The organism is Stenotrophomonas sp. NPDC078853 (assembly GCF_044901215.1).
GTDB classification, from domain to species: domain Bacteria; phylum Pseudomonadota; class Gammaproteobacteria; order Xanthomonadales; family Xanthomonadaceae; genus Stenotrophomonas; species Stenotrophomonas lacuserhaii.
Window position 1 is genome coordinate 122,188 of record NZ_JBJDOQ010000010.1, and the last position, 18,276, is coordinate 140,463.

At 67.5% G+C, this 18,276-nt stretch carries 16 protein-coding genes and 1 other RNA gene; 16 read left to right on the forward strand and 1 reads right to left on the reverse strand.

The annotated features are described in order from the left end of the window. Positions 1-24: 24 nt before the first annotated feature. Positions 25-843 carry a 16S rRNA (cytidine(1402)-2'-O)-methyltransferase gene (gene rsmI / locus ACI2JH_RS11920; protein ID WP_101100342.1) on the forward strand — a complete coding sequence of 273 codons (819 nt, stop codon included), beginning with the start codon at positions 25-27 and terminating at the stop codon, positions 841-843. A 46-nt stretch (positions 844-889) separates the two neighbouring features. Then, positions 890-1,238: RNase P RNA component class A (rnpB, locus tag ACI2JH_RS11925), an RNA gene on the forward strand. 56 nt (positions 1,239-1,294) lie between these two features. Here rnpB and ACI2JH_RS11930 read toward each other — a convergent pair. Continuing rightward, entirely contained in the window at positions 1,295-2,050 is a 756-nt protein-coding gene (locus ACI2JH_RS11930; RefSeq protein ID WP_182657020.1) for an NRDE family protein, read from the reverse strand. Between the two features lie 324 nt (positions 2,051-2,374). Between ACI2JH_RS11930 and mraZ the strand changes: the two genes are divergently transcribed. The 14 genes from mraZ to ftsZ all read left to right on the forward strand — a co-directional run bounded on the left by mraZ (position 2,375) and on the right by ftsZ (position 18,135). Further along, entirely contained in the window at positions 2,375-2,821 is a 447-nt protein-coding gene (gene mraZ, locus ACI2JH_RS11935) for a division/cell wall cluster transcriptional repressor MraZ (protein ID WP_042613641.1), read from the forward strand. 14 nt (positions 2,822-2,835) lie between these two features. Further along, the gene (gene rsmH, locus ACI2JH_RS11940; protein ID WP_101100362.1) at positions 2,836-3,804 is read left to right on the forward strand and encodes a 16S rRNA (cytosine(1402)-N(4))-methyltransferase RsmH; all 969 of its coding nucleotides are present in this window, start codon (positions 2,836-2,838) and stop codon (positions 3,802-3,804) included. Then, complete coding sequence (gene ftsL, locus ACI2JH_RS11945) at positions 3,801-4,064, forward strand: cell division protein FtsL (RefSeq protein ID WP_042613642.1); 264 nt, start codon at positions 3,801-3,803, stop codon at positions 4,062-4,064. Before rsmH ends, ftsL begins: the two co-directional genes overlap by 4 nt. Continuing rightward, positions 4,061-5,914, forward strand: a complete 1,854-nt coding sequence (locus ACI2JH_RS11950; protein WP_101100344.1) for a penicillin-binding protein 2 — start codon at positions 4,061-4,063, stop codon at positions 5,912-5,914. Before ftsL ends, ACI2JH_RS11950 begins: the two co-directional genes overlap by 4 nt. Continuing rightward, entirely contained in the window at positions 5,911-7,401 is a 1,491-nt protein-coding gene (locus ACI2JH_RS11955; protein ID WP_404736280.1) for a UDP-N-acetylmuramoyl-L-alanyl-D-glutamate--2,6-diaminopimelate ligase, read from the forward strand. The genes ACI2JH_RS11950 and ACI2JH_RS11955 overlap by 4 nt, the downstream gene beginning before the upstream one ends. Beyond that, the gene (murF, locus tag ACI2JH_RS11960) at positions 7,398-8,792 is read left to right on the forward strand and encodes a UDP-N-acetylmuramoyl-tripeptide--D-alanyl-D-alanine ligase (RefSeq protein ID WP_182657023.1); all 1,395 of its coding nucleotides are present in this window, start codon (positions 7,398-7,400) and stop codon (positions 8,790-8,792) included. Before ACI2JH_RS11955 ends, murF begins: the two co-directional genes overlap by 4 nt. Further along, complete coding sequence (gene mraY / locus ACI2JH_RS11965; protein ID WP_057507808.1) at positions 8,782-9,867, forward strand: phospho-N-acetylmuramoyl-pentapeptide-transferase; 1,086 nt, start codon at positions 8,782-8,784, stop codon at positions 9,865-9,867. The genes murF and mraY overlap by 11 nt, the downstream gene beginning before the upstream one ends. Further along, positions 9,867-11,213 (forward strand): putative lipid II flippase FtsW, encoded by a 1,347-nt coding sequence (gene ftsW, locus ACI2JH_RS11970; protein ID WP_042613647.1) that lies wholly within the window; start codon positions 9,867-9,869, stop codon positions 11,211-11,213. Before mraY ends, ftsW begins: the two co-directional genes overlap by 1 nt. Continuing rightward, positions 11,210-12,298, forward strand: a complete 1,089-nt coding sequence (murG, locus tag ACI2JH_RS11975; RefSeq protein ID WP_404736281.1) for an undecaprenyldiphospho-muramoylpentapeptide beta-N-acetylglucosaminyltransferase — start codon at positions 11,210-11,212, stop codon at positions 12,296-12,298. Before ftsW ends, murG begins: the two co-directional genes overlap by 4 nt. Before the next feature lie 43 nt (positions 12,299-12,341). Beyond that, positions 12,342-13,778, forward strand: coding sequence for a UDP-N-acetylmuramate--L-alanine ligase (murC, locus tag ACI2JH_RS11980; protein ID WP_404736282.1), 1,437 nt, complete (start codon positions 12,342-12,344; stop codon positions 13,776-13,778). After that, positions 13,775-14,752 (forward strand): D-alanine--D-alanine ligase, encoded by a 978-nt coding sequence (locus ACI2JH_RS11985; RefSeq protein ID WP_404736283.1) that lies wholly within the window; start codon positions 13,775-13,777, stop codon positions 14,750-14,752. The genes murC and ACI2JH_RS11985 overlap by 4 nt, the downstream gene beginning before the upstream one ends. Further along, positions 14,749-15,480 (forward strand): cell division protein FtsQ/DivIB, encoded by a 732-nt coding sequence (locus tag ACI2JH_RS11990; protein WP_101100351.1) that lies wholly within the window; start codon positions 14,749-14,751, stop codon positions 15,478-15,480. The genes ACI2JH_RS11985 and ACI2JH_RS11990 overlap by 4 nt, the downstream gene beginning before the upstream one ends. Further along, complete coding sequence (ftsA, locus tag ACI2JH_RS11995; protein WP_042613652.1) at positions 15,477-16,712, forward strand: cell division protein FtsA; 1,236 nt, start codon at positions 15,477-15,479, stop codon at positions 16,710-16,712. Before ACI2JH_RS11990 ends, ftsA begins: the two co-directional genes overlap by 4 nt. A 175-nt stretch (positions 16,713-16,887) precedes the next feature. Then, positions 16,888-18,135 (forward strand): cell division protein FtsZ, encoded by a 1,248-nt coding sequence (gene ftsZ / locus ACI2JH_RS12000; protein ID WP_101100363.1) that lies wholly within the window; start codon positions 16,888-16,890, stop codon positions 18,133-18,135. The last annotated feature ends 141 nt before the right edge of the window (positions 18,136-18,276 follow it).

The following is an 18,276-nucleotide window of genomic DNA, read 5'->3' on the forward strand; positions in this document are numbered from 1 at the left end:
CCTTGACCTTGGAGTGCCGCTGAAATGACCGTTGCCACGCTGTATGTCGTTGCCACCCCGATCGGCAACCTCGCCGACCTGAGCCCACGCGGGCAGGAGGTGCTGCGCACGGTGGCGGCAATCTGTGCCGAAGACACCCGGCGCACCGGCCAGCTGCTGTCCCATTTCGGCATTTCCCAACCGCTGGTGGCCCTGCACGACCACAACGAAGAGGTGCTGGCGCAGCGCATCGTGGCCCGCCTGCAGGCCGGCGAGTCACTGGCGCTGGTCAGCGATGCCGGGACCCCGCTGGTCAGCGATCCGGGCTTCCGGCTGGTGCGCGCGGCGCGCCAGGCCGGGATCCGGGTCAGCCCGGTTCCCGGTGCGTGCGCGGCCATTGCCGCACTCAGCGTGGCCGGCCTGCCCAGTGATCGCTTCACCTTCGAAGGCTTCCTGCCGGCCAAGGCCAGCGGACGTCGCGATCGGCTGCAGGGCCTGGCCGGGGAACTGCGCACGATGGTGTTCTACGAATCCTCGCACCGCATCACCGAGTCGCTGGCCGACATGGCCGCGGTCTTCGGCGGCGAGCGGCCGGCGGTGCTGGCGCGTGAGCTGACCAAGCTGTTCGAAACGGTGCTCGACGGTGACCTGCACAGCCTGCAGCAGCAGGTGGATGCTGACGAGAACCAGCGCAAGGGCGAGTTCGTGGTGATGGTGCAGGGCGCCGCCGATGACGAGCAGGCACAGCTGGCCCAAGGCCGTCGCGTGTACGCCACCCTCAGCGAGCACCTGCCGCCGTCCACCGCGGCCAAGCTGGCGGCCGAGCTGACCGGTGCCCCGCGCAAGGCGCTGTACGGCAGCTGATCATCGCGCCCCCGGAAATGGGCGGATGTGGGAGAATGCACGCGGCGGAGTCGGCCAGACAGTCGCGTCATCCTTCGGGATGCCGAGGAAAGTCCGGGCTCCATAGGGCAAGGTGCCAGGTAACGCCTGGGCGGCGCAAGCCGACGGAAAGTGCAACAGAAAGATACCGCCGAACGGCCTTCGGGCGCGTGGCAAGGGTGAAATGGTGCGGTAAGAGCGCACCGCGAGTCTGGCAACAGACCGGTACGGCAAACCCCACCTGGAGCAAGACCAAATAGGGACCTCATGGCGCGGCCCGCGTCGGGTCCGGGTAGGTTGCTTGAGCGTTGCGGTGACGTAACGCCTAGAGGAATGACTGTCCACGACAGAACCCGGCTTATCGGCCGGCTCCGCCACCTTCCATCGCATTCGCCGCGCCCCCTTTGCCAAAGGGGGCTTTGGGCCCCGTGCGTTATTGGAAACCGAGCTGATCCTGGCCCAGGGCCACGCCCTGCGGCCCGAACCGTCGTTCGTGGATGGCACCCCGCCCATCGTGGTCGATCAGGATGAGGGTGCTGGAGCGGGTGCCGTAGTCGTCGCCACGGATGAAGGCCGGGCTGAGCCAGCGTTCCCGTTCCAGTCCGATCCCGGTGTCCGGCAGCTCAGCATCGGCAGGCCGGTGCTCATCGGCCAAGGCCGTCCACAAGGGCTCCAGTGACGAGGTGTCGCCATCGGTCCACGCCCCAAGCGCATCCATCAGTCGTCGCGTCTTCGGCCATGGCGCGTCCAGCGCGCCATTGGACAGGCCGTGGATGCCGGCTGCCAGCTGCTGTTGTTCGGGCGGATGGTTGCCGAGGAACTGCACGGACTGCGCGTCTGCCAGCAGCAGGTTGAACGGGGCGTACGTTGCGGCAACGCGCGACAGCCGGTCGGCGTGCACGGCTGCCGCTGCGCTGCCGCGCAGGTAATCGGCAACCAGCGCGCCGCGCGACGGCCCGGTCTGTGACGCCAGCGGATCGCGCACATTGGTGACCACCGCCATCCGCGCGCCCGCACCGACCCCTGCCCACCCGCCGCCTGAGCGCAGATCACGCCCGCCCATCACCTGCGGCGCGTCGGTCCAGCGGGACAGTGCGGCGGTTGGACGAGCGTGGAATTCATCGCGGTTACCGACCATCACCAGCCGCCAGCGCGGGTGGTGCAGCCAGGACAGGGCAAGCAGGCACATGCCCCGCATTGTGCTGTTTTGCGCAGTCGCCTGCTACGGAATCGGCACGGTCAATGAATGCGCAGGCGCGACTTCACACCCTCTGCACACCCATGAACTTCGGCGAAATCCGAAAATTTGAGACGAAACAGCCACTTGTGGATAAGCCTTGAACAAGTCTCTAAAGATCGCTGCAAGCTATTGATGGGACAGGTGATTTCCTTACCCAAAAGTTGTTGACAACCCTTTGACCGCTGATAAGGTGGGCAACAGAGGGAAAACCGGGTCTTTTGTGGTTTTTCGTGGTTCAATGTTTCATCACGCTGAAGGAAAGGTGCACGCGTCGTGTTTCAGGGCGAGACGGCCATCACAGTTGACGATAAAGGGCGCATGGCGGTTCCGACCGTTCATCGCGACCTCGTCGCGCGCGTGAGCAACAACCGCCTGGTCCTGACCTACAACCCGTTCGAATCCGGCTGTCTCTGGCTGTATGCCGAGTCCGAATGGGAGCGCGTCCGTGACGACGTCATGGCCAAGCCGAACACCCAGCGGGTGGTACGCCTGCTGCAGCAGAAACTGGTCGGTTCGGCCGCACATCTGGAGCTGGACGGCAATGGCCGCATCAGCATCCCCGCCAGCCACCGCGGCGCGGTGGGTATCGAAAAAAAGGCGGTATTGCTGGGCATGGGTGACAAATTTGAACTGTGGAGCGAGCAGGCACACCGCGCATTGATCCAGCAGACGTTGTCTGACGAGGATCTGGGCGATGGGCTTCTCGATCTGAAATTGTGAGCCGGGGTGCCCGGGTGCGCGGAACAGCGCAGACCGGTCACCTCCCGGTGTCGCAGTCGCCGGCGGGTCATCTGCCGGTGCTGTACACCCAGGTCCTTGAAGGCCTGAGGGTGATCGAAGACGGAACCTACCTGGACGGCACGTTTGGACGTGGCGGTCATGCCCGTGGCGTGCTGGAGCAGCTCGGTGAGGGCGGCCGCCTGCTGGTCATGGACAAGGATCCTGATGCGATCGCCGTGGCCGAGCGCGACTTCGCGCCGGACCCGCGCGTGTCGATTTTCCGTGGCAGCTTCGCCCAGCTGCTGCAGTGGGACCAGACGGCTGCCGGCCTGGATGGGGTGCTGTTCGACCTGGGCGTCTCCTCGCCCCAGCTGGATGTCGCCGAGCGCGGTTTCAGCTTCGGCAAGGACGGACCGCTGGATATGCGGATGGACCCGGACAGCGGCGAAAGCGCGGCCCAGTGGCTGGCACGCGCGGACGACACCGAGATCGCCGACGTGCTGTGGACTTATGGCGAAGAGCGCCAGAGCCGCCGCATCGCCCGTGCGCTGGTCGCCCGCCGGCAGAAGCAGCCTTTCGCCCGCACCGCCGAACTGGCCGAGGCGATCGCTTCGGTGATGCCGCGCGGCAAGGACAAGATTCACCCTGCCACCCGCAGCTTCCAGGCCATCCGCATCCATATCAACCGCGAGCTGGCCGATCTCCAGGCCGGCCTGGACGCGGCCGTGCAACGGCTCAAGCCGGGTGGCCGGCTGGCCGTGATCAGCTTCCATTCGCTGGAAGACCGCATCGTCAAGCAATACATGAACCGGTTGGCCAAAGCGCCTCCGAGCAATCGTCGCCTGCCCGAACAGCAGGCCTTCGTGCCTACGCTGGACCTCATCGGCGGCGCCATCAAGGCCAATGACGACGAACTGTCCGGCAACCCGCGCGCGCGCAGTGCGGTGCTGCGCGTGGCACAGAAGCGTGAGGTCGCCGGATGAGCCGGTTGATCCTGATCGTGCTGCTGGCCTGCACGGTCGCTTCGGCGATCGGGGTGGTGTTCGTGCGCCATCGCCATCGCCAGACCTTCATCGAGCTGGCCCGTGCCGAGCGCGTGCGCGATGAGCTGAACATCGAGTTCGGCCGGCTGCAGCTGGAACAGGCCACCCTGGCCGAGGCCAACCGGGTCGACCAGGTGGCGCGTGAGAAGCTCGGCATGAAGTTCCCGGAAGCCGCCGACGTGGTGGTGGTCCGCCCATGAACAAGACCGGCCGCAACCGTCCCCGCAACGCCTTCAACCTGCGCCAGCGGCTGCGCTGGGTCGCGTTGGCGCTTGGGCTGTGTTCGGTCTCGCTGGTCGGTCGTGCCGCCTACGTGCAGTTGATCAACAGCGATTTCTACCAGCGCCAGGGGGAGGCGCGCTACCTGCGCGAACTGCCGATCAAGACCTCGCGCGGGATGATCACCGACCGCAACGGCGAGCCGGTGGCGGTCTCCACGCCGGTCGCTTCGATCTGGGTCAATCCGCAGGAACTGCTGCGCACGCCGGACCGCATTCCGGAGCTGGCCACTGCGCTGGGCCTTTCGGTGGACGACCTGAGCAGCCGCCTGAGCCAGAAGGCGGACAAAGAGTTCATGTACCTGCGTCGTCGCATCAATCCGGACGATGCGGAGAAAGTGGTCGCGCTGAAGATCCCCGGTGTTGCGGCACAGCGCGAGTTCCGCCGCTTCTACCCGCAGGGCGAAGCGATGGCCCACGTGCTCGGCTTCACCAACATCGACGACCGCGGCCAGGAAGGGCTGGAGCTGGCCTTCGACGAATGGCTGCGCGGCGAACCCGGTGCCAAGCGGGTGATCCGCAACCGCAAGGGCGAAACGGTGGAAAGCGATCTGCTGCGCGCCGCCACGCCGGGCAAGGACCTGACCCTGAGCATCGACCGGCGGATCCAGTTCCTGGCCTACCGCGAGCTGCGCAACGCGCTGATCGCCAACAAGGCAGCGGGCGGTTCGATCGTGATCATGGACGTGGCCACCGGCGAAGTGCTGGCCATGGTCAACCTGCCTACCTACAACCCGAACTCGCTGGATGGCGCGGTGCCGGACACGCGGCGCAACCGCGCGGTGACCGACCTGGTCGAGCCGGGCTCGACGATGAAGCCGCTGACGATCGCGTCCGCGCTGCAGGCCGGCGTGGTCACCAAGGACACGATCATCGACACCAATCCCGGCTACATGTCGCTGGGGCGTTACACCATCCGCGACGTGCCACGTAACAACGGCGTGCTCAACGTCACCGGCGTGATCACCCGCAGCTCGAACGTCGGCGCGGCCAAGGTCGTGGCCAAGATGACCGACCAGGTGTTCTACGATTCGGTGCACAACTTCGGCTACGGCAGCCGCCCCGGCAGTGGCTTCCCCGGTGAATCCGGTGGTGTGCTGCCGCGCCCGGCGCGCTGGAGCGGTTCGTCAAAGACCACCATGTCCTACGGTTACGGACTGTCGGTGACCCCGTTGCAGATCGCCACGGCGTATTCGGCGCTGGGCAACGGCGGCCGGCTGATTCCGCCGACCTTCGTCAAGGGCCAGCACAACGAAGCGCGCCAGGTAGTCGATGCGGAAGTCGCCAAGGAAGTGGTGGCGATGATGGAAACGGTGGTCACCCAGGGCGGCGCCAAGCAGGCTGCGGTACTCGGCTACCACGTGGCCGGCAAGACCGGCACCGCACGCAAGGCCGGCCCCGGCGGCTACGAACGCGGCCATTACAACGCGCTGTTCGCCGGCGTGGTGCCGGCCAGCAACCCGCGCTTCGCCACGGTGATCGTCATCAACGATCCGCAGGCCGGCAAGTACTACGGCGGGCTGGTCTCGGCGCCGGTATTCCACAACGTGATGGACGGTGCGCTGCGCCTGATGGACGTGCCGCCGGATGACATCCAGTCCTGGCTGACGGCGCAGCAGTCGGGCAAGACCGGGCATTCTGCTTCGGTGCTGCCGACGCCACCGGCCGATACCGTGCTGCCCGCCGATGCCGCCGCAGAATTCGATGCCGCGCTGCCGACCGCCGCGCAGGCCCCTGCGCCTGCCTCCGCACCGACGGGAGGCACGCAATGAGCCGTTCCCTGCTGCTGTCGACCCTGCTTCCCGATCTGGCCCTGGCAGGCCGCGATGTGACCATCACCGGCCTGGTGATGGACAGCCGCGCGGTCCGTGCAGGCGATGCCTTCGTGGCGATCGCCGGCTTTGGCGCGCATGGCCTCGGCTTCGTCGACCAGGCGCGTGGCGCTGGCGCCTCGGCCATCCTGTTCGAACCACCCGCGCCGCAGGAGCTGCCCGCCCCGGCCGACGCCATCGCCGTGCCCGGGCTGCGCGCGCGCATGGGCGCGATGGCCGACCAGTTCCACGGTGCGCCTTCGCGCGCGATGCGCATGGTCGGGGTGACCGGCACCAACGGCAAGACCTCCACCGTGCAGCTGCTGGCCCAGGCCTGGCACCTGCTGGGCACCCGCAGCGGCAGCATCGGCACCCTCGGCGCCGGGCTGTTCGGCGATGTGCAGCCGACCGGCTTCACTACCCCGCTGGTGCTGCAGATGCATGCCCTGCTGGCCGAGCTGCGTGATGCCGGCGCACAGGCAGTAGCGATGGAAGTCAGTTCGCACGCGCTCGACCAGGGCCGCGTGGACGCGGTGCACTATGACGTGGCGGTGTTCACCAACCTCACCCGCGACCATCTGGATTACCACGGCGACATGCATACCTATGGCGCAGCGAAGGAGAGGTTGTTCCACCGCCCCGGCCTGCGTGCCTCGGTGGTCAACCTCGACGATGGCTTCGGCCGCGAACTGCACGCGCGCCTGGCGGCCGGCCAGCAGGCGATCGGCGTGAGCTCGCGCGGTGCGGCTGGCGCTGCGGTGCGTGCGTGCGACATCGTGCTGGACGGGCAGGGGCTGGCCTTCGCCCTGCAGATCGACGAAGACAGCGCTGACGTGCGCTCGCCGCTGCTTGGTCGTTTCAACGTGGACAACCTGCTGGCCGTGGCCGGCACCCTGCATGCGCTGGGCCATCCGCTGGCCACCATCGCTGGCGTGCTGGGCCAGCTGCAGCCGATCCATGGGCGGATGAACCGCCTTGGCGGCGCAGCGGGCGAGCCCACCGTGGTCATCGATTACGCACATACCCCGGATGCGCTGGAACAGGCGTTGTCCAGCCTGCGTGGCCACGTCGCCGGCCAGCTGGCCTGCGTGTTCGGCTGCGGTGGCGAGCGTGATGCAGGCAAGCGCCCGCAGATGGCTGCGATCGCCGAACGCCTGGCTGACCGGGTGATCGTGACCGACGACAACCCGCGCGGCGAAGACGGCGACCGCATCGTGGCCGATATCCTCGCTGGCTTCCACACGGCGTCTGCGGTTGTCGTGCAGCGTGACCGCGCACGCGCCATCGGCGCTGCGGTAGCCGCGGCAGGCGACGGCGATATCGTGCTGGTCGCCGGCAAGGGCCATGAGCCCTACCAGGAAATCAACGGCGTCCGACATGCCTTCGATGACACCGACGTGGCCGCCGCTGCGTTGGCCTCACGTGTGCACGGGGAGGGAGTGGCATGAGGCGCACCCTGCTTTCGCTGATCGCGCATTGGGCCGGCGGCGAGATCCATGGCGATGACGTCGCCATCGATGCCATCAGCAACGACACCCGGCAGATGAGCCCCGGCAGCCTGTACGTGGCGCTGCGCGGGGAGCGCTTCGACGGGCACGATTTCGGCACCGACGCGCAGGCACGCGGCGCCAGCGCGCTGCTGGTTGAACGCCTGCTGCCGCTGGACCTGCCGCAGGTGCTGGTAGCCGACAGCGAGCTGGCCCTTGCCCGCATCGCCGCCGGCATGCAGCGTGATCGCAACACCGGCGTGTTCGCCATCACCGGCAGCAACGGCAAGACCAGCGTCAAGACCCTGCTGCTGGATATCCTGCGCCAGCATGCGCAGGTGGCACACAAGGTGGTGCACGCCAACCCGGGCAACTTCAACAACGAGATCGGCCTGCCGCTGGCGGTGATCGCAGCGCCGGAAGATGCCGACTTCGCAGTCTATGAAATGGGCGCCGGCAAACCCGGAGACATCGCCTACCTGACCGACATCGTGCGTCCGCGCTGGTCACTGGTGAACAACATCGCCGCCGCGCACCTGGAACGCATGGGCAGCCTGCAGGGCGTGGCCAGCACCAAGGGCGCGATCTACGCCGCGCTGCCCGCCGATGGCGTGGCGGTGATCAACGCCGACGACGCCTTCGCGCCGTGGTTTGAACAGCATTTCATCGGTACCCCGCCGCGTTGTGGTGTGCTGCGCTTCGGCCTGGACCACACCGCGGACGTGTCCGCCTCGGCGATCCGCTTCGATGCCGCAGGCAGCCATTTCCTCCTGCACACGCCGGCAGGCGAGGCGGAGGTGGCGCTGCCGCTGCCGGGCCGCCACAACATCGGCAATGCGCTGGCAGCCACCGCGCTGGCGCTGGCGGCAGGTATTCCGTTGCAGCACATCGTGGCCGCGCTGGCGGTCACCGAACCGGTGCCGGGCCGGCAGATCGCCCACCGCCTGCCCAACGGCGCGGTGCTGGTGGATGACAGCTACAACGCCAATCCCGGTTCGCTGGCGGCGGCGATCGATGCGCTGGCCAGCAGTGGCCAGGACGCCTGGCTGGTGCTCGGCGACATGCGCGAACTCGGCCCGGACGCGGTGGCACTGCATGCGCAGGCCGGCCAGCGCGCGCGCCAGGGCGGCATCAAGCGCCTGTATACGCTGGGTCCGCTCAGCGCTGCCGCGTCGGCTGCATTCGGCGACGGTGGTCGGCATTTCCAAACCCATGACGCACTGGCGCGCGCGCTGCAGGACGACCTGCATGCCGGCGTGCGCTGCCTGGTCAAGGGATCCCGTGGCAGCGCCATGGACAAGATCGTGAAAGCGCTGCTCGCGCAAGGAGAGGAAGCCCCCCATGTTGTATGAACTGGCTCGATGGTTGCAGCAGCTGGAGAGCTCGTTCGGGCTGTTCAACTACCAGACGTTCCGCGCCATCCTGGCCGCGTTGACGGCGCTGTTCCTGTCGCTGTGGATGGGCCCTGCGGTGATCCGCCGGCTGGCCCAGTTCAAGGGTGGCCAGCCGATCCGCACCGATGGCCCGCAGACCCACTTCGCCAAGGCCGGCACGCCGACCATGGGCGGCTCGCTGATCCTGCTGACCGTCACCCTGGCGGTGCTGGCCTGGGCCGACCTGAGCAACCGCTACGTGTGGCTGGTGCTGGCGGTGATGATCTGTTTCGGCGCCATCGGCTGGTACGACGACTGGATCAAGATCGTGCGCCGCGACCCCAACGGCCTGAAGTCACGCTACAAGTACCTGCTGCAGTCGATCTTCGGCCTGGCCGCCGGCCTGTTCCTGTACTTCACCGCCGACGTGCCGTCCGCGCTGACCTTCTACATCCCGATGTTCAAATCGGTGGCGCTGCCGCTGGCCGGCATCAGCTTCGTGGCCATCGCCTATTTCTGGATCGTCGGGTTCTCCAACGCGGTCAACCTGACCGACGGCCTGGACGGCCTGGCGATCATGCCGACCGTGCTGGTGGCCTGCGCGCTGGGCGTGTTCGCCTATGCATCGGGCAACGTGGTGTTCTCCAACTACCTGCAGATCCCGCAGATCCCGGGCGCGGGCGAACTGGTGATCATCTGCGCGGCGATTGCCGGCGCCGGCCTCGGCTTCCTGTGGTTCAACACCTATCCGGCCATGGTGTTCATGGGTGACATCGGCGCACTGGCGCTGGGCGCGGTGCTGGGCACCATCGCGGTGATCGTGCGCCAGGAACTGGTGCTGGTGATCATGGGTGGCGTGTTCGTGGTTGAGACGCTGTCGGTGATGATCCAGGTCGCCTCGTTCAAGCTGACCGGCAAGCGGGTGTTCCGCATGGCCCCCATCCACCACCACTTCGAACTGAAGGGCTGGCCGGAGCCGCGCGTGATCGTGCGCTTCTGGATCATCTCGGTGGTGCTGGTGCTGGTCGGCCTGGCCACGTTGAAGGTGCGCTGATGAATGACCTGTCGCGCCAGGCAACACGCCTTGAAGCCATCGGAGGCCACTTCGACAAGTGGCTGCTCGGCGCGATCATCGCGCTGACCGGGCTGGGCGTGGTGATGGTCGCGTCCAGCTCGATCGCGCTGATGAGCAGCCCGTTCTACTACCTCAACCGCCACCTGATCTTCCTGGCGGTGGGCATCGTGCTGGCCGGGCTGGCCATGCGCACCGAACTGAAAACCATCGAGCAGTACAACCAGCTGCTGCTGCTGGGCTGCTTCGCGCTGCTGATCGTGGTGTTCATCCCCGGCCTCGGCAGCAGCGTCAACGGCGCCCGGCGCTGGATCAACCTGGGCGTGTCCAAATTCCAGACCGTTGAAGCGGTCAAGGTGCTGTACATCGTGTGGCTGTCCAGCTATCTGGTGCGCTTCCGCGACGAGGTCAACGCCACCTGGCCGGCGATGCTCAAGCCACTCGGCGTGGCCGGTGCGCTGGTGGTGCTGATGCTGCTGCAGCCCGACTTCGGTTCGTCCACCCTGCTGCTGGCGATCACCGCCGGCATGCTGGTGCTGGGCGGGGTCAACATGCCGCGCATGTCCATGCCGATCATCTTCGGGATGATCGGCATGACCGCGCTGGCGATCTTCGAACCCTACCGCATGCGCCGTATCACCTCCTTCCTGGATCCGTGGGCCGACCAGCAGGGCGATGGCTACCAGCTGTCCAACGCGCTGATGGCAGTAGGCCGCGGCGAGTGGACCGGCGTCGGCCTGGGCAACTCGGTGCAGAAGCTGTACTACCTGCCCGAAGCGCATACCGACTTCATCTTCTCGGTGACCGCAGAAGAGCTGGGCTTCATCGGCACCTGCCTGATCGTGGCGCTGTATGCGCTGCTGGTGGGACGGACGATGTGGCTGGGCATGCGCTGCGTGGAAATGAAGCGCCACTTCTCCGGCTACATCGCCTTCGGCATCGGGCTGTGGATCAGCATGCAGAGCTTCGTCTCGATCGGCGTCAACCTGGGCATCCTGCCGACCAAGGGCCTGACCCTGCCGTTGATCTCCTCGGGTGGCTCCAGCGTATTGATGACCTGCGTGGCGATGGGCCTGCTGTTGCGCGTTTCCTATGAACTGGACCGCGCCGAGCGCCGCCACGCGGTGCGCATGGGCGGTGGAGACGATGCCAGCGAGGACGTGGTGCGCGCACCGGCCGGCGCCGCGCCCGCCGCCGTGCCGGGCCGCGTGGCCAACGTTGCCAGCAGCCAGGAGACCAGGCCGGACGCACCGGCGCAGGGAACCGCCCCGCGTGGCACCAGCCGCCTGCAGACGCGCATCGAACCGACCTTCGGGAGGTTGTCATGAGCGCCCGCGCTCCTGCCGATCGCCCGGTGATGATCCTGGCCGGTGGCACCGGCGGGCACATTTTTCCCGGCCTGGCCGTGGCCCGCGTGCTGCGCGCGCGCGGCGTTCCGGTGACCTGGCTGGGCGCTGTGGGGCAGATGGAAACGCGCCTGGTGCCGCAGCATGACCTGCCGATCGACACGCTGGACATCGCCGGCCTGCGTGGCAAGGGCAAGCTGGCCCTGCTGGGCGCGCCGTGGCGGTTGCTGCGTGCGATCCGCCAGGCCGGTTTCATCCTGCGTGACCGCAATCCGCGCGCGGTGATCGCCTTCGGCGGGTATGCCTCCGGCCCCGGTGGCCTGGCCGCGCGCCTGCACGGGCTGCCGCTGCTGGTGCACGAACAGAACCGTGCACCGGGCATGACCAACCGCTTCCTGTCGCGCTTCGCGCAGCGCGTGCTGACCGGTTTCCCCGGCAGCTTCGCCGCGCGCGAAGAAGCGGTCGGCAATCCGGTGCGTGCCGAGATCGCAGCCATCTCACCGCCCGAACAGCGCTTCGCCGGCCGCAGCGGCCCGCTGCGTTTGCTGGTGGTGGGTGGCAGCCAGGGTGCGCGTGCACTCAATACCGGCGTGCCGCAGTCCATCGCCGCCCTGGGTGCGGCGTACCCGGTGAGCGTGCGCCACCAGAGCGGCGAGAAGATGCATGCCGAAGCTGTGGAGGCCTACGCCAAGGCCGGCGTCGAGGCGGAGATCACGCCTTTCATTGCCGACATGGCCGACGCCTTCGCGTGGGCGGATGTGGTGGTCTGCCGTTCCGGCGCGTCCACCCTGGCCGAGCTGTGCGCGGTCGGCGTGGGCAGCGTGCTGGTGCCGTTCCCGGCCGCCGTCGACGACCACCAGACGCGCAATGCCGAGTACCTGGTCGAGCGCGATGCGGCCGTGCTGTTGAAGCAGGGCGACGCGCTGGTCAGCGGCATCACGTCACTGTTGCGTGAACTATCCGAAAATCCCGCCCGCCGCATGCAGATGGCGAAAGCCGCACGTGCGCTGGCCAAGGTCGATGCCGCAGAGCGCATCGCCGACATCATCCTCGAGGAAGCTGTATGAACAACGTGCCGCGCCACCGCGCCGACACCACGCGGAGCTGCGCATGATCCGCCGCCTGCACGACACCAACGACCTGGTGCGCGCTTTCCCGCGCGTGCATTTCGTCGGCATCGGTGGCACCGGCATGAGCGGCATCGCCGAAGTGATGCTGACGCTGGGTTATGAAGTGTCCGGCTCGGACAACGCCGACAATGCCGCGACCCGTCGCCTGGCCGGACTCGGCGCACGCATCATGCGCGGCCACTCGGCCGCCAACGTGCTCGGCACCGATTGCGTGGTGGTGTCCAGCGCGATCCGCGAAGACAACCCGGAACTGATGGAAGCGCGCAGCCAGCGCATCCCGATCATGCCGCGCGCGGCGATGCTGGCCGAACTGATGCGCTTCCGTCGCGGCATCGCGGTGGCCGGCACGCACGGCAAGACCACCACCACCAGCCTGACCGCGGCGGTGCTGAGCGAGGGCGGGCTGGACCCGACCTTCGTCATCGGCGGGCAGCTGCTGGCCGCCGGTGCCAATGCCAAGCTGGGCAGTGGCCAGTGGCTGGTAGCCGAAGCGGACGAGAGCGATGGCAGCTTCCTGCGTCTCAATCCGCTGATGTCGATCATCACCAACATCGATGCCGACCACCTGGAAAACTACGGCAACGACTTCGCCCGTGTGCAGGCGGCCTTCGCCGAATTCCTGCAGCGGCTGCCGTTCTACGGCCTGGCCGTGCTGTGCATCGATGATCCGGAGGTGGCCGCGCTGGCGGCCAAGACGCCGCGTCACGTGATGAGCTACGGCCTGAGCGACCACGCCGATGTCCGTGCGGAAAACGTGGTGCAGGAAGGTTCGCGGATGCGCTTCACCCTGCGCCTGCCGCAGGGCACCAGCCAGGAAGTGGTGCTGGCGCTGCCCGGCAAGCACAACGTGCTCAATGCGCTGGCCGCGGCCGCCGTCGGCTGGCAGCTGGGCGTGGCCCCGGATGCCATCGCGCGCGCGCTGCAGAGCTTCGCCGGCGTCGGTCGGCGCTTCAATGACCTGGGCGAAGTCACCACTGCCAGCGGTGCCAAAGTCCGCGTCATCGACGATTACGGCCACCATCCCAGCGAGCTGGAGGCGGTGTTCGCCGCCGCCCGCGGTGGCTGGGCCGACAAACGTCTGGTGGTGGCCTTCCAGCCACATCGCTACAGCCGTACCCGCGACCAGTTCGACAAGTTCGCCGCGGTGCTTTCCAGCGTCGATGCGCTGGTGCTGAGCGAGGTCTACCCGGCCGGCGAAGAGCCGATCGCCGGCGCCGATTCCGAAGCGCTGGCACGCGCGATCCGCGCGCGCGGCCGCGGTGAACCGGTGGTGGTCGGCAAGGCCGCCCAGCTGGCGCACGTGCTGCCTGATGTGCTGCAGGACGGCGACCTGTTGTTGATGATGGGTGCAGGCGATATCGGCGCGGTGGCACAACAGATCGCCAGCGAAGGCTTCAGCGTGGAGGCCCAGGCATGAGCGGCTTGCCTTTCCCGGCCCCGCGCAGCGGCGATCCGGCCGATTTCGGTCGCGTCGGCGTGCTGCTCGGCGGTACCTCCAGCGAGCGCGAAGTGTCGCTGGATTCCGGCCGCAATGTGCTCGAAGCACTGCAGGCGCGCGGGGTGAACGCATTCGCCATCGATGGCATCCCGGCCCTGGCCAAGGCGCTGGCCGCCGGCGAGGTCGACCGGGTGTTCAACATCCTGCACGGTCATAACGGCGGGGGCGAGGACGGCATCGTGCAGGGCCTGCTGGAAGCCTTCGGCGTGCCGTACACCGGCTCGGACGTGCTGGGTTCGGCGTTGAGCATGGACAAGATCCGCACCAAACAGGTGTGGCTGTCCGTCGGCCTGCCCACCCCGCAGTACCGCAGGGTGACCGCCGCGGACGTACACGCTCAGGCCGCCGAGCTGGGCCTGCCGGTAGTGGTCAAGCCGGCCAACGAAGGCTCCAGCGTGGGCATCAGCCGGGTCTTCGACGATGCCGGCCTGGACGAAGCCGTAGCGCTGGCCACGCGCTACGACGGCCAACTGCTGATGGAACAGATGGTGGTCGGTGACGAGCTCACCGTCGGCATCCTCGGCGATGTCGCGCTGCCGTCGATCCGCATCGTGCCCAAGGGCCAGTGGTACGACTACGAAGCCAAGTACAAGGCCGACGATACCCAGTACCTGTGCCCGGGCCTGGACGGCGCGGACGAACAGGAGATCGGCCGCCTTGCGCTGGCCGCCTTCCGCGCCGCCGGCTGCCGGGGCTGGGGTCGGGTGGACGTGATGCGCGACCGCACCACCGGCCGCCTGTTCCTGCTGGAAGTGAACACCGCCCCGGGCATGACCAGTCATTCGCTGGTGCCCAAGGCCGCCGGCCAGGCCGGTATCGGTTTCGAAGAACTGGTCTGGCGCGTGCTGGAACAGACCCTGGCCGATCCATCGCAGGAGAATCGCCACGCATGAACGCGGTGCTGCGCATCTTCGTCTGGCTGATCGCCCTGTCCGTGGTGGCATTGCCCGTGGTGGCCGTGCTCAACGGCTGGGTGGGCGCCGAACGCTGGCCGTTGGCCAAGCTGCGCGTGCACGGTGAGTTCAAGCGGGTGCCGGCAGAACAGCTGCAGAAGGTGCTGCTGCCGTATGCGCATGCCGGCTTCTTCGCGGTGCGCCTGCAGGATGCCCAGGACAGCATCGAGCGCCTGCCGTGGGTGGAAAGCGCCCGCGTGCGCAAGCAGTGGCCGGATGTGCTCGAAGTGACGCTGATCGAGCACAAACCGTTCGCACGCTGGGGCAATGATCGCCTGTTGTCCGAGCAGGGCAAGCTGTTCCCCACGCCGAAGAAGCTGGCCGACCTGCAGCTTCCGCAGCTGGATGGGCCGGACAGCCAGACCGAAGAAGTGGTGACCCTCTACAACGACGCCCGTTCGATGTTCGCCCCGTCCGGGCTGGACGTGACCCGCTTGAGCATGGATGCACGCGGCAGCTGGTCGCTGCTGCTGAGCAACGGGACCGAAGTGGTGGTGGGCCGCGACGACGCGCGTTCGCGCCTGCAGCGCTATGTACGTGTGTTGCCGCAGTTGGCCAGCCAGGCCGCGCCGATCGAGCGCGCCGACCTCCGATACACCAATGGCTTCACCCTCAGCTGGGGTGAACCACCGGCCGCAGCGCCGAAGAAAACGCAGGACAGGACATGAATCGCAAGGGTGACAAATCGTTGATCGTCGGCCTCGACATCGGCACCTCCAAGGTGGTGGCGCTGGTGGGCGAGTACTCGCCCGGCAACCCGATCGAGGTGATCGGCATCGGCTCGCACGAATCGCGCGGCCTCAAGCGCGGCGTGGTGGTGGACATCGAGTCGACCGTGCAGTCGATCCAGCGCGCCGTGGAAGAAGCCGAGCTGATGGCCGGTTGCGAGATCCGCTCGGTGTATGCCTCCATCTCCGGCAACCACGTGCAGTGCAAGAACTCGCCCGGCATCGTGCCGATCCGCGACGGCGAAGTGACCTGGGGCGACCTGGACCGGGTGCTCGATGCGGCCAAGGCCGTGGCGATCCCGGCCGACCAGAAGATCCTGCACGCCATCCCGCGTGAGTACGTACTGGACGATTCGCAGGAAGGCATCCGCAATCCCGTCGGCATGACCGGCGTGCGGCTGGAAGTACACGCCCACCTGGTGGTGTGCGCGCAGTCCGCGGCGGCCAACATCAGCAAGTGCGTGCAGCGCTGTGGCCTGCAGGTGGACGACCTGGTGCTGTCATCGCTGGCTTCCAGCGTGGCCGTGCTGACCGCCGACGAGCGCGAACTGGGCGTGGTGCTGGTGGACATGGGCGCCGGCACCACCGATATCGCCGTGTTCGTGCAGGGCGCGATCTGCCATACCGCTTCGTTGCCGATCGCCGGTGACCACGTCACCAACGACATCGCGCACATGCTGCGCACGCCGACCCCGGAAGCGGAGCAGATCAAGGTGCGTTACGCCTGCGCGCTCGCCCAGCTGGCCACCGCCGAGGAAAGCATCCAGGTGCCGAGCGTGGGTGATCGTCCGCCGCGCCGCATGCCGCGCCACGCACTCGCGCAGGCGGTGCAGGGCCGGTACGAGGAAATCTTTGAAATGGTGCAGGCCGAACTGCGCCGTTCCGGCTTCGAAGAACTGGTGCGCGCCGGCATGGTGCTCACCGGCGGTGCGTCGAAGATGGAAGGCGTGGTCGAACTGGCCGAGGAAATGCTGCAGATGCCGGTACGCGTGGGCATTCCACAGCACGTCACCGGTCTGGGCGAAGTGGTCGGCAACCCTGTCCACGCAACCGGCGTCGGCCTGCTGCTGATGGGCAGCCAGATCGAGCATCCGCGCCGGCCGTCACTGCCGGCCGGACGCGCGGGAAGCATGTTCAAGAAACTGAAAACCTGGTTCCGCGGCGAGTTCTGACCGCGGCCATGCCGGCCCCGGCCGGCTGCTTTGAAACGCAACACCGCAACACCGCAACACACGGCAACACACGGCAACAACAAACCACTACAGCCGCAACGGCGGCATGCAGCGGAAGGCAGGATGCCTCCCCCGCCACATGCCAAAGGAAGCGGATACAACCGAGGACACGGACATGGCGCATTTTGAACTGATCGAAAAGATGGCACCCAATGCGGTGATCAAGGTGGTTGGCGTGGGCGGCGGCGGCGGCAACGCCGTGGCGCACATGGTCAACTCAGCGGTGGACGGGGTGGAATTCATCACCGCCAACACCGACTCGCAGGCCATCAAGAATTGCGGTGCGAAGCTGCAGCTGCAGCTGGGCACCAATGTCACCAAGGGCTTGGGCGCCGGCGCGAATCCGGAAGTCGGCCGCCAGGCCGCGCTGGAAGACCGCGAGCGCATCATGGACGCGCTGCAGGGCGCGGATATGGTCTTCATCACTGCCGGCATGGGCGGTGGCACCGGTACCGGCGCTGCGCCGGTGGTGGCGCAGCTGGCCAAGGAAATGGGCATCCTGACCGTGGCCGTGGTCACCAAGCCGTTCCCGTTCGAAGGCCGTCGCCGCATGCAGGTCGCGCTGAAGGGCATCGAGGAACTGAGCCAGCACTGCGACTCGCTGATCACCATTCCCAACGAAAAGCTGATCACCGTGCTGGGCCGCAACGCCACCATGATCCAGGCCTTCCGTGCCGCCAACGACGTGCTGCAGGGCGCCGTGCAGGGCATCGCCGACCTGATCGTGCGTCCGGGCCTGATCAACGTCGACTTCGCCGACGTGCGCACCGTCATGTCCGAAATGGGCCTGGCGATGATGGGTACCGGCACCGCCCGCGGCGATGACCGCGCGCAGGCTGCGGCCGAATCGGCCATCCAAAACCCGCTGCTGGACGATGTGAACCTGGCCGGCGCCAACGGCATCCTGGTCAACATCACCGCCGGTGCGGACTTCACCATGGCCGAGTTCGACGAGATCGGCCGCACCATCGACGGCTTCGCATCGGAAGATGCCACCGTCGTGGTCGGCACCGTGCTGGATCCGGACATGCAGGACGAAGTGCGCGTCACCGTGGTGGCCACCGGCCTGAACCGCGTGGTCGCCGGCAAGACCCAGCGCCCGGGCGAGCGTGCACCGATCAAGCTGGTCCGCAACGCCACCACCGGCCAGCCGGAATTCTCCGACTTCGACAACGGCGGTGATGCGGTTTCCAAGGCCGTCGGTGGCGTGGGCCTGGGCCTGCGTCGGGCCAGCAGCGACAGCGTGGCGACGTCCTCGTCGGCCTCCTCGTCGTCCGCTTCCAGCAGCTCCACCACGCAGACCGCTGAACTGCCCAACGACTACCTGGACATCCCGGCGTTCCTGCGCCGCCAGGCGGACTGATCGCCGGCGCCGGGGTTGTCCTCCCCGGTCGCCAGCACCATGTCCTGCACTACAGGCGCCGGGCCAGGATGGGCCCGGCAGCCCTGTCATGCATGAGCTTTACCTGCATCGCGCCGTGACCCGCCTGGCTTCAGCCGGGGT